Origin of the sequence: Collinsella sp. AF37-9 (assembly GCF_003475115.1) — a bacterium.
GTDB lineage: Bacteria > Actinomycetota > Coriobacteriia > Coriobacteriales > Coriobacteriaceae > Collinsella.
Genome location: NZ_QROQ01000039.1, coordinates 1 through 11,864, shown reverse-complemented (window position 1 = coordinate 11,864; position 11,864 = coordinate 1). Strand labels below are relative to the sequence as shown.

The 11,864-nt window shown below is 62.4% G+C and carries 10 protein-coding genes and 1 tRNA gene; 4 read left to right on the top strand and 7 right to left on the bottom strand.

Annotated elements, in window-relative coordinates:
• Positions 1–122: 122 nt before the first annotated feature.
• Positions 123–722, top strand: a complete 600-nt coding sequence (locus DW024_RS09340; protein ID WP_089572031.1) for an HD domain-containing protein — start codon at positions 123–125, stop codon at positions 720–722.
• Between the two features lie 70 nt (positions 723–792).
• Here DW024_RS09340 and DW024_RS09335 read toward each other — a convergent pair whose 3' ends face one another.
• On the bottom strand, positions 793–2,079 hold the full coding sequence (locus DW024_RS09335; RefSeq protein WP_117563962.1) for a glutamate-5-semialdehyde dehydrogenase: 1,287 nt from the start codon (positions 2,077–2,079) through the stop codon (positions 793–795).
• 112 nt (positions 2,080–2,191) lie between these two features.
• Between DW024_RS09335 and DW024_RS09330 the strand changes: the two genes are divergently transcribed.
• The gene (locus DW024_RS09330) at positions 2,192–3,610 is read left to right on the top strand and encodes an alpha/beta fold hydrolase (protein WP_118377560.1); all 1,419 of its coding nucleotides are present in this window, start codon (positions 2,192–2,194) and stop codon (positions 3,608–3,610) included.
• Between the two features lie 101 nt (positions 3,611–3,711).
• Here the strand turns inward: DW024_RS09330 and proB are convergent, their stop codons facing one another.
• From proB to DW024_RS09305, 5 genes are all read right to left on the bottom strand, one after another.
• Positions 3,712–4,839, bottom strand: coding sequence for a glutamate 5-kinase (proB, locus tag DW024_RS09325; protein WP_118377559.1), 1,128 nt, complete (start codon positions 4,837–4,839; stop codon positions 3,712–3,714).
• A 103-nt stretch (positions 4,840–4,942) separates the two neighbouring features.
• On the bottom strand, positions 4,943–6,448 hold the full coding sequence (locus DW024_RS09320) for a nicotinate phosphoribosyltransferase (protein ID WP_118377558.1): 1,506 nt from the start codon (positions 6,446–6,448) through the stop codon (positions 4,943–4,945).
• An 84-nt stretch (positions 6,449–6,532) separates the two neighbouring features.
• Positions 6,533–6,973, bottom strand: a complete 441-nt coding sequence (locus DW024_RS09315) for a hypothetical protein (protein ID WP_117635034.1) — start codon at positions 6,971–6,973, stop codon at positions 6,533–6,535.
• Between the two features lie 64 nt (positions 6,974–7,037).
• A tRNA-Ala gene (locus DW024_RS09310) sits at positions 7,038–7,110 on the bottom strand.
• 151 nt (positions 7,111–7,261) lie between these two features.
• The gene (locus DW024_RS09305) at positions 7,262–8,200 is read right to left on the bottom strand and encodes a radical SAM protein (RefSeq protein ID WP_117770206.1); all 939 of its coding nucleotides are present in this window, start codon (positions 8,198–8,200) and stop codon (positions 7,262–7,264) included.
• A 525-nt stretch (positions 8,201–8,725) separates the two neighbouring features.
• Between DW024_RS09305 and DW024_RS09300 the strand changes: the two genes are divergently transcribed.
• Together DW024_RS09300 and trpS are read left to right on the top strand one after the other, a co-directional pair.
• Complete coding sequence (locus DW024_RS09300) at positions 8,726–9,925, top strand: MraY family glycosyltransferase (RefSeq protein WP_118377557.1); 1,200 nt, start codon at positions 8,726–8,728, stop codon at positions 9,923–9,925.
• Positions 9,926–10,086: 161 nt separating this feature from the next.
• On the top strand, positions 10,087–11,136 hold the full coding sequence (gene trpS / locus DW024_RS09295; protein ID WP_089572045.1) for a tryptophan--tRNA ligase: 1,050 nt from the start codon (positions 10,087–10,089) through the stop codon (positions 11,134–11,136).
• A 331-nt stretch (positions 11,137–11,467) separates the two neighbouring features.
• Here trpS and DW024_RS09290 read toward each other — a convergent pair whose 3' ends face one another.
• Complete coding sequence (locus DW024_RS09290; protein ID WP_118377556.1) at positions 11,468–11,788, bottom strand: MGMT family protein; 321 nt, start codon at positions 11,786–11,788, stop codon at positions 11,468–11,470.
• Positions 11,789–11,864 lie beyond the last annotated feature (76 nt).

Sequence of the window (11,864 nt, the reverse complement as noted above, 5' to 3'; positions counted from 1 at the left end):
GGAAAACCTCCCATTTCCCGATGTCCAAGAAATGGGAGGCAGTTCACAGGCACCTTTGTGGTGGTTTTCTTGTTCTAGTAGTATTCATTCTTATCGATACCCACGAGCACAAGGAGTCTCTTATGGCAGAGCCGCTTACCGCCGGAATCACCCGCGACCGCGCGTTCGAACTGCTCAACGAACACAACAAGGACCCGTTCCACATCACCCATGGCGAGACGGTCGAGGGCACTATGCGCTACTTTGCGCGCGAGTTCGACCCCGAGAACGAGGAGTTTTGGGGCATCGTCGGTCTGCTGCACGACCTGGATTGGGAGGAGCATGAGGACGACCCCATGAACCACACCATCTATGCTGCCGAGATTCTTGAGGGCGAAGGTGCGTCTCCCGAGCTCATTCGCGCCATCCAGACGCACACGTCGGACTTCAACACCTCGCTGCCCAAACCCGAGCTGCAGATGGAAAAGATCCTGTTTGCCTGCGATGAGCTCACCGGCCTGATCGGCGCTGCAGTCATCATGCGCCCGAGCAAGAGCGTTATGGACTTTACGACCAAGTCGCTCAAGAAGAAGTTCAAGGACAAGCGCTTTGCCGCCGGCTGCTCGCGCGACGTGATTTCGCAGGGCGCCGAGATGTTGGGCTGGGAGCTCCCCGAGCTCTTTGACCGCACCATAGCGGCCATGCAGTCCTTCGCCCCCGACCGCGATACCTTCCAGGCCTAACCGCCCACGCCACCTAAAACCGCCACAAAGGGGACAGGCACCTTTGTGGCGGTTTTCGTTTACGAGGGGTTTAGGGGCGGACCTGGCCGGTGCCTCGGAGCTTGTATTTGTAGGTGGTGAGGGCCTCGGCGGCAAAGGGGCCGCGGGCGTGGAGCTTTTGGGTCGAGATGCCAATCTCGGCGCCCAGGCCAAACTCGCCGCCGTCGGTAAAGCGCGTGCTGGCGTTGGCATACACGGCCGAGGCATCGACCTCGTCCAGGAAGCGCTCGCAAGCATCCGTGTCCTCTGCAACGATGGCCTCGGAGTGCATCGTGCCGTAGCGGTTGATGTGCGCGATGGCCTCGTCCTCGTTCGCCACGACCTTCACGCTCATCTCGAGCGCCAGATACTCGCGACCCCAGTCCTCCTCAGTCGCGGCAACGTAGTCATCGCCCTCGGCAAGCCCGGCGTCGGCGCATGCGGCGCACGTGGCCTCGTCGCCGTGAATGAGCACGCCGTGGTCGTGCAGCACGGCAACGACCGCAGGCAAAAACACATTGGCCACAGCATGGTCGACCAGCAGCGACTCGGCGGCATTGCACACGCCTACACGCTGGGTCTTGGCATTAACGATAATGTTGAGCGCCTTATCAAAGTCGGCGGACTCATGCACGTAGATATGACAGTTGCCCGTGCCCGTCTCGATCACCGGCACAAGCGACTCGCGCACGCAGCGCTGGATCAGGCCTGCACCGCCGCGCGGAATGAGTACGTCGACAATACCGCGGAGCTTCATGAGCTCGCCAGTGGCCTCGCGGTCGGTGGACTCGATCATCGAGATAGCCTCGCGCGGGAAGCCCTTGGTCTCGAGCGCATCGGCCAGCAGCTCAGAAATCATGGCACACGAGTGATAGGCCAGCGAGCCGCCGCGCAGAATGCAGGCGTTGCCGGTGCGGATGCAGATGCCCGCGGCGTCGGCCGTCACGTTGGGGCGCGCCTCGTACACCATGGCGACCAGGCCCAACGGCACGCTCACGCGGGTGAGGTCCACGCCGCTTGCGAGCACGCGGTGGTCGAGCACGCGGCCGACAGGATCGGGCAGCTCGGCGAGCTTCTCCAGGCCGGCGGCCATACCCTCGACGCGCTCGGGCGTCAGCAGCAGACGGTCGAGGAGCCCCGCCGAGGTCCCCGCATCGCGCGCGGCGGACATATCGAGCTCGTTGGCGGCGACGATGGAGTCGACACCGTTGCGCAGTGCTGCGGCCATGGCGCGCACGGCCTCCTGGCGCTGCTCGTCGCTCGCCGTGGCAAGCGAGGCCGACGCTGCCTTAGCGGCAACGGCAAGATCGTGGACATACGTGGCTATATCGACCGACATGGGCGGCCCTTTCTCCTAGAAGTTTGCAACCATGGTAGCCGATTTGCGCATGGCCTCGCCCGCGGCGGTAGAATTGGTCAACCCGAAACACCGCAACGAACGGAAGACTCACATGGCCCTCATCACTTCGTACCACGTCCCCGGCCTGTATGTCGAGGACCACAGCATCGACGTCCCCCTCGACTGGCGCGGCCTGGAGCCGATGCTCCTGGCCGTCGGCAGCACCATGCGCCGCGGCGCTATACCGACACCCATCGCCGGCGCGCCCGAGAGCATCAAGCTCTTCTACCGTGTGGTTTGCGCACCCGACCGCATCAACGACGACCTGCCGCTCCTTCTCTTTTTGCAGGGTGGCCCCGGTGGCGAGAGCCCGCGTCCGCTGTCGCCCACAAGCGATGGCTGGATCGAAGAGGCCGTCAAGCATTTCCGCGTCGTGCTGCCCGACCAGCGCGGTACCGGACGCAGCAGCTGTGTAGACGGGCGCACGATTGCCGCACTGGGCGAGCGCGCCGAGGCGGCAGGCTCCGATGCGGCCCGCTCGCAGGCGGACTTCCTCAAGCGTCACCTCGCCAGCTCCATCGTGCGCGATTTTGAGTACCTGCGCCTGGTGGGCTTTGGCGGCAAGCCCTGGGTCACACTCGGGCAGAGCTACGGCGGCTTTTTGACGTTGAGCTATCTGTCGCTCTTCCCCGAGGGCGTGGCGGCAAGCTTTACCTGCGGCGGCATTCCGCACGTGCCGGCGAGCGCCAGCGAGGTCTACGCGCACACCTTCCCGCGCATGGCCGCCAAGACGCAGCAGTATTACGACCGTTACCCCGCCGATGTCGAGCGCGTGGCAGCCCTGGCCGATGCGCTCGAGGCTCAGAAGCCCGTACTGCCCGACGGCTCGCCAATGACGGTCGAGCGCCTACAGCTCATGGGCAGCGACTTTGGCATGAAGCCGAGCTTTGAGCGCATGCATTGGATTATCGATCATGCTTTTGTTGACGGCGACGGCACGCTGGCCTGCGGCGCCTCGGTATCCGACAGCTTTTTGATGCGCGCCTTCGAGCGCACCAACACGCGCACGAATCCGCTGTACTGGACGCTTCAGGAGTTCATCTACGCCGACGGCGACACCATGCCCATTCGCTGGGCCGCGGCAGAAGAGAAGGCCCATCGTGCCGAGTTCGACACGCTCACGCGACCGCTCATGTTTACCGGCGAGGCCATGTTCCCGTGGATGTTCGAGCAGATGCCCGAGCTCAAGCCCTTCAAGCCCGCCATGGACCTGCTGATGGAAGACACCAGCTGGGACAAGATCTACGACCCGCAGCGCCTGACGTGCAACGAGGTGCCCCTGCAGGCCGCGGTGTACTTCGATGACATGTACGTGGACTCGGGCATGCAGCTCGATACGCTCAGCCGCGTGGGCAACTCGCATGCCTGGGTGACCAACGAGTTCGAGCACGACGGCTTGCACGGCAGCGTGGTGTTCAAGCACCTCTTCGACGAAGCCCTCAACCGCGGAGACCTGCGCCAGATCTTCTAGCAAAGGAGTGTCCCAAAGTGCCGGCGCATAAGGAACGTCCCCAAGTGCCGGAAAAGGAGAGGCAGCACTGCTGGCAAAACGAGCCGCAGCGCTGCCTCTCTTTATGCAAACACTATCAAGTTGTCCCTATGGATCGCGGGCTTCTCGGCCAGGTCTGCGAGCAGGCGGTTGCTGGCAATCTGGTCCTGGCGGCGGCCGGCGGCAAGCTCCAGCACGTCCGAATCGGCCTCGGCGATACCACGGGCGACAACCATGCCGCTCGGGTCGCACACGTCGAGCACATCGCCCTCGGCAAACTGGCCATCGACCTCGCGAATACCCACCGCGAGCAGCGACGAACCGCGGCTGACCAGCGCCCTCGCGGCGCCGTCATCGACCGTCACCGAGCCGTGCGCCTTGTCGCCCAGTGCAATCCACAGCTTGCGCGGCGCAATGTCCAGGCGCTCCGCCGGCGGATCGAACAGCGTACCCACGCTCTCGCCGCGGGCCAGACGCACGAGCGCATCGGGCTCCTCGCCCGAGCAAATCACGCTCTGAATGCCCGCCGTCATGAGAATGCGGCTCGCGCGGATCTTGGTGATCATGCCGCCCGTGCCCACCGATGTGGAAGAATCGCCCGCCGAGGCGATGATCTTGGCGTCGATCTTATGCACGACCGGGATAAACTCGGCCGTCGGGTCCTCGTGTGGATTGGCGGTGTAGAGGCCATCGATGTCGGACAGCGTCACGCACAGGTCGGCGGAAACCAGGCAGCTTACGAGCGCCGCCAGTGTGTCGTTGTCGCCAAACTTGATCTCATCGACGGTAACGGTATCGTTCTCGTTGACGACCGGCACCACGCCCAGCTCCACCAGGCGCAGCAGGGCGTCGCGCGCGTGCAGGTAGGACGTACGGCGCGCCGTGTCGTGGCGCGTGAGCAGCACGAGCGAGGTGAGTAGGTCACGCGCATGGAACTCCTCGTCGTAGGCCGACGAGATGATGCACTGGCCGGCCGAAGCGCATGCCTGCAGGCTCGGCAGGTCACCGACCGGCTTGCGGTCGAAGCCCAGCACGGGATAACCGCACGCGATGGCACCCGAGCTCACCACGACCAAGCGCCAGCCGAGCTTGCGCAGGGCCGCAGCCTGATCGGCCAGGCCACCGATAAACGCGCGGTTGACCTTGCCGTCGGCGCCCACCACCGTGGACGAGCCGATCTTTACCACCATCGTTTTATAAGAAATCGTCATACGTCAAACCAATCGAATGCTGAGCGAGCGGGCGAGCTGGAGCGGCCGGGGCACCTGGTGCGGGACGGACGAAAATGATCCGTTTTCCTCCGTCCCCTTCTGATCATTTTGCCCAGGGGAAAGCCGAAGCCGCGGCCATGTTCTTGCGCACGAGCTCGTCGCGCACCTGAGCCAGGCCCTGCTCCATACCCACCACGTAGGTCTGCGGGTACAGGAAGCGCTTGAAAGCTGCGTCCAGATGGTCGAGCGCCCAAGCACAGCGCTCGCGCGCGTCCTGGATGCCCTCACGCGGAGCCACCGCACTGCCATCGCGCACGATCGGCACCAGCAGCTCGCGATACTCAAGTTCGGACACGTCGGTCACCAGGGCGGCATCGTTCACGGCCACAAGGGTATTGCCGCGCGCGGCGCCCTCCCCCGCCAGATGGTCCTCGTCGTAGATCATGTCGCAGACCGGGCCGCCAAAGCCGTCGTAATAACGGCGCACGCGTTGCACACCCGGGATCGTGCGCTTGTATGGCTGCTCAGAGAGCTTGACCACCGGCGTCCATGGATCTGCCTCGCTCGCACGGCGGGCGGAAAGCTTGTACACGCCGCCCAGCGCCGGCTGGTCATAGCAGGTCGCAAGCTTGGTACCCACGCCAAAGCTGTCGATGGGCGCGCCCTGGTCGAGCAGCGACTGAATCGTGTACTCATCCAAATCGTTAGAAACCGAGATCCCCACATAGGGCAGGCCCTCGGCATCAAAACGGCCGCGCACATACTTGGAGAGCTTGGCGAGGTCGCCGGAGTCGATGCGAATGGCCGACAGGCGCTCGCCCACCGCTTCCATCTCCTTGGCAACCGTAATGGCATGTTCACAGCCCTCGCGCACGTCATAGGTGTCGATGAGCAGCGTACAGTTCTTGGGGCTCGACTTGGCAAAGGCGCGGAAGGCCTCGAGCTCGGAATCGAAGCTCATCACCCAGCTGTGCGCATGCGTGCCAAAGACGGGAATACCGTAGCGGCGGCCGGCGAGCACATTGGACGTAGAGGAGCAGCCGGCAACGTAGCTCGCGCGCGCGACGGCCAAGCCGCCATCGGGACCCTGAGCGCGGCGCAGGCCAAACTCGGCAACGGGACGGCCGTCCGCCGCCAGCACCACGCGCGCCGTCTTGGTGGCGACAAGCGTCTGGAACCCAACGATGTTGAGCAGCGCCGTCTCAAGCAGCTGGCATTCAAGCGCGGGGCCGGTGACGCGCACCATGGGTTCGCGCGGAAAGACGAGCTCGCCCTCGGGGACGGCGTCGATGTTTACATGCGCACGAAAATCGCGCAGGTAGTCGAGGAATCCAGGCTTGAACATCGCGCCGCCGGCCGGGGCCTGGAGCGAGGCGAGGTAGTCGATGTCCTCGGGCGTAAAGCGCAGATTCTCGACCAGCTCGGGCAGTTCGGCGGTGCCGCACATGACGGCATAGGCGCTGCCAAAAGGATGGTCGCGGTAAAACGCGGTAAAACAACCCTGCTCATTGGCCTTGCCGCTCTCCCACAGGCCCTGGGCCATAGTGAGCTCGTACAGATCGGTGAGCATTGCAATGTCGGTGGGATGCGAGATGTCGGTCAAAGCCATGGGGCGACCTTTCGGATGCGTTGTGCAGAGGTTGAGGGTTGGAAAAGGGCAGAGTGTTCGGGCATGGCACCCAGCGCGAATGGGCTAGAGCAGGCCCATGCTGGTCAGGATCGTGTAGCCCATAAAGATGACAAACGCGATGAGGGCAAGGACAATGATGATTTTTTGAGCCGGCGCCATGCCAGGGATCTCGTTCTCGCCCGTAGGCTCCTTGGAGGTAACCATGCGCTGGGCAAAGGTCATCTCGTCACGGCTCGGCTTGGGCTCGACGGACTTGGAACGAGCGACCTTTTTAGGCTGAGGTTTAGGTGCGGTGGGCGCGGGCTTCGCGGCGGCGGGCTTGGGCGCGGGGGCGACGTTCGCGGCGGCCTCCTCGGCCTTCGCACGCTCGGCACGCAGGGCGGCCAGCTCCTCACGCTCGCGGCGTGCCTCTTCCTGGGCCTCGCGACGAGCTTTCTCGGCGCGGAGCTCTTCCAACTCGGCGCGTTCCTCGGCAGACAGTGGTTGGGACTCAAGCTTGGCCATGGTACAGCCCTTTCTTTTAAAAAAAGCCGCCGACACAATGTCAGCGGCTTATCAAATCCAAGGGTGGAGACGAAGGGAGTCGAACCCTCGGCCTCTGCCATGCGACGGCAGCGCTCTCCCAACTGAGCTACGTCCCCAAGACAAGTTGATATTTTACCTACGGCTCGCCAACTGTCAACGCCCAATACCCAGTCTTTTTGGGACGCGGCTATTTTGACAACTTTTCGAGCAGGCGATCCTCTCGATGATTTTTTAATCCCCGTCCCAGAAAAATCATCGGCGAGCGCACTACTTTGCGCTGGTGAGGACGCCGGTGGTGTCGAACGCCGGGGTGAAGCTCTCGTCTACCGCTCCGCCTTCTTGCCAAAACATCGTCGTAAAGCCCAGGTCGTCGGCATGGTCGAGCACCTGCTCGTACTCCTCGCGCGTCACGGCGCGCGCCAGGTCGCCGCCTTGTTCGCGCATGAGGGCATTGGGCGTGTACTGGTTCATGACCGAGATCGGCACGTCGCCCATCGTCTGCCACACCAGGTCCAACACGCGGCACGAATCGTCCGCATGCCCCGGCAGCACCAGATGACGCACGATTATGCCGCGCTTCATGAGCCCGTCCCCGTCTACCAGCTCTCCCCCGCGGCGCTCAATTTCGCGCGCCATCTGGGCCAGACCCGACACAGCCACGCGCGGGTAGTCCTTAATATGAGAGAGTGACTGCGCAAGCGCCGCATTGGCATACTTAAAGTCGGTAAGCCACACGTCGACCAAATCGCCGAGCGCCGCCACGGCACTCGCACGCTCATAACCGCTCGTGTTGTAGACGATTGGAATGACCAGTCCGCGCTCCCGAGCTGCGGCAATCGCGGCCGGCAGCAGGTGAGCATAATGCGTCGCCGTCACCAGATTGATGTTATTGGCACCTTGGTCCTGCAGCTCCAGCATAATCTCGACCAGGCGCTCGGGCGAAATCTCAAGCCCAAAATTGCCCGTCGAGATCTCGTGGTTCTGGCAATAGATACATTTGAGCGAACAGCCGCTAAAGAAAATCGTACCCGAGCCGGCCTCGCCCGAAATGGGCGGCTCCTCCCACATATGGAGCGCCGCGCGGGCGACCTTAAGCGTGTTGTCGGCGCCGCACACGCCACGCGCGCCCTCGTCGCGCGCCGCACCGCAACGGCGCGGACACAAATGGCAGGCGGGCGAAAAAAGTTCGGTCAACGGCGTCGGCATAAAAACATGCTCCAAAACAACGATTCAGCAGCTCAAACGTAAAGGGACCAACCGCACAGACGGCTCGAGCCCAAGGCGCCGTAATCGTCCGACACGATTTTTGTAATGTCAAGACTGGAATCGATAAAGTGCCGCTTTATGATGTAGGTATTCCGCCCCCCGCGGAGCAACTGGGTGAACCGTCGCGTTTATTTAGGGAGCCCACACAGTCGTACCTAGTACAGGTATCCTTCGTTGTTAAGGACGCTGGAACAGTCGATGAGGGCACCCACCTGTTTTAGGTGGGTTCATTTTCGTAACGTGGGGGGTGGTTTTCTTTTGCCGAAAATCGCCATTACAGTCCATATGGATCCCCACCGGCATCCCAACAATCCATCGACAATACCCTAATATCTGGTAAGCGCGTGATTATCGCTGCGCGCAATTCCATGCACCCCCCTTGGTCGAGTATCATGATTCGGCTATGCCCTTTGCGCATGGCGTTCTTCTGACCTTTCCCTTCGACGCTTGGCGGTTTTTAGATTCATGGCTTCATCCCCGAGCTACATACCGTACCTATGCGTGGCAGCGGCGGCCTTTATCACGACCTTCCTCACGGTGCCTCTGGTCAAGCGCCTGGCAATTAAGCTCGACGCCGTCGACTATCCTTCCAAGCGCCGCATCAACACCAAGCCCATCCCGCGTTTGGGCGGAACGGCGGTGTTTTTGGGCCTGGTCGTTGCCTGCATTGTGCAAATCCTAGGCACCTGGCACCTAGGCTGGCCGCCCGTCCTGGTGCCGCACCCGCGCCTTCACATTAGCTATCCTATGCTGGCCCTCTCCTTTACCGTCATCTTTGCGACCGGCGCTATCGACGACGTCATCCAGCTCAAGCCCAAGCAAAAGCTGGCCGGACAGGTCCTCGCTGCGCTCATCGCCTGCGTGGGCGGCCTGCGCATCGGCGTCATCGTCAACCCGTTTGCCCCCGGCGAGATCATGCTCGGATGGCTCGCCTACCCCATCACCGTGATCTATCTGGTGGCATTCACCAACATCATTAACCTCATCGACGGCCTCGACGGCTTGGCCACGGGCATCTGCGGCATCGCCTCGTTCACCATGTTTTCGATGGCCGTTCTCTCGGGCCGCATCGACGCCGCTGCGCTCTCCATTGCGCTCTTTGGCGCCTGTCTGGCCTTTTTGCGCTACAACTTCAACCCCGCAAGCATCTTCTTGGGCGACTCGGGGTCGCTGCTTCTGGGCTTTGCGCTGGGCTCCATCTCGCTACTCAACGTGAGCCGCACCGCCGCGCTCACCTCGCTTATCATCCCGCTCATCGTTGCCGGCGTGCCCATCATCGACACGTTTAGCGCCATCGTGCGCCGCAAGCGCGCCCACATTAGCATCGGGCAGGCCGACAAGGGCCACATCCACCACCGCCTGATCCAAGAGGGCTACAACCAAAAGCAGGCTGTGCTGCTCATCTATGCCTGGTGCATTATGCTTTCGGCCGGCGCCGCCGCGATCAACCAGGTCGAGGTGCCCATGCGCGTGCTCATCTTTACCGTGCTCGCCATTGGCTCGGCGGCCTTTGCCAAGCATCTACATCTGTTTGAGCCCGTGTTGCGTCACCATTACAACAAGCGCACGCACGAGGACGAGCTTGTCACCCCCGACGATCCCGCCTTTAAGCAAGAGGAGCAGGCAGCAGAAGAACGCAAGGAGGAGCGCCACCACAGGCGCTAGGGTAAGCTGCCGAGGATGCGTCCAGACGCCGCCGGCCAAACGTGCAGCCACGCCGCGCCCATCGCACAAGCCGCCGCTCTCCCGTCCCTCGCCTACTTACGACCCGCCCCTCCAATAAACGCGTTATCATCTTGACCCATGAACATACGTTAGGAGCAATCATGCCAAACGAGAACAGCTACGAAGTCGCGCTGCAAAAGAGCAACGCCATTCGCGAGGGCCTGGCCAAAACGCCCGAGAAGTTCACCATGCTCACCGGCGACCGCCCCACCGGCCGTCTGCACCTGGGTCACTACTTCGGCACCCTCAAGGGCCGTGTTGAGCTGCAGAACATGGGCGCCAAGACCAACGTGCTCATCGCCGACTACCAAGTCATCACTGACCGCGATACGACCGAGCACATCCAGGACAACGTGTACAACATGGTCATGGACTACCTTGCCTGCGGCATCGACCCCGACAAGACCATGATCTACGCGCACTCCGCCGTACCCGCCGCAAACCAGCTCATGCTGCCGTTCCTGTCGCTGGTCTCCGAGGCCGAGCTGGCGCGCAACCCCACGGTCAAGGCCGAGATGGAGGCCTCGGGCCACGAGCTCACCGGCCTTCTGCTCACCTACCCGGTGCACCAGGCCTGCGACATCCTGTTCTGCAAGGGCAATGTGGTGCCCGTCGGTCGCGACCAGCTGCCGCACATCGAGCTCACCCGCACCATCGCCCGCCGCTTTAACAACCGTTACGGCAAGGTGTTCCCCGAGGTCGACGCGCTGCTGTCCGAGACCCCGCTGCTGCCCGGCCTGGACGGGCGCAAGATGAGCAAGAGCTACGGCAACGCCATCAACATCTCGATGACCGCCGAGGAGACGGCCAAGCGCATCAAGAAGAGCCAGACCGACTCCGAGCGCATGATCACGTTCGATCCCGAGAATCGCCCCGGCGTGTCCGGCCTGCTTTCAACCGCCGCCATCTGCACCGGCCGTTCCGAGGTCGAGATTGCCGAGGAGATTGGCATGGGCGGCTCCGGCCAGCTCAAGAAGTACGTGACCGAGGCCGTCAACGAGTACTTCGCGCCGATCCGCGAGCGTCGTCAGCGCTATGAGAACGATCTGGACTATGTGAAGGACGTGCTGCACGAGGGCAACCGTCGCGCCAACGAGATTGCCGAGCAGACCCTGGCCGAGGTTCAGGACGCCATGGGCATGGTGTACTAGGCAAAGCGCCTTCGCACAACATAGACGGTGAGGCTGAATCCTCACCGAAACAGGAACAGGCCCGCTGGCAGATAGTTGCCAGCGGGCCTGTTCCCGAAGTACACCGTTGAATCGCACAGAGGGGAGGAATGCGAATCAAACTCAACAGGGCAGGCTTTTTCATCGCCTATTGCCTGCTCCGTTGCTGAAAACAATATAGTTCACCGTGGTTTACTTTGCTGCGACAAACCGCGCCGCCATACCTTCTCCATAAGTTAACCTCGGTAAACCTGCCAAAACCACCACAAAGGGGACAGGCACCTTTGTGGTGGTTTTAACCACGGCAGAGCCGCTAGAGCCCTGCAGGCCAGCGACAGGCGGCCAAGTCGACGTGCATGTCGTCCTTAAACGCCACACCCTCCCCTAGCAAAAGCTCACGTTGAGCATCGGGACCGCCAAAAGCAAAACCATCGCATATGCGGCCACCGGCAAACACCACGCGGTGACAGGGAATCTCGCCGGGGCGCGGATTGCCATGCAGGGCATACCCCACGTACCGCGCACTTCGTGGACGTCCAGCAAGCAGCGCCACCTGACCATACGTGGCGACCATCCCCTCGGGAATCTGCTCGACCACCTCGTACACCCGCTCAAAAAAGCCCTCAGACGCCATTGCTCGCTCCCTTCCACCCGGAATAGCATAAACCACCACAAAGGTGCCTGTGAACTGCGCCCCGAAACTTGGACTG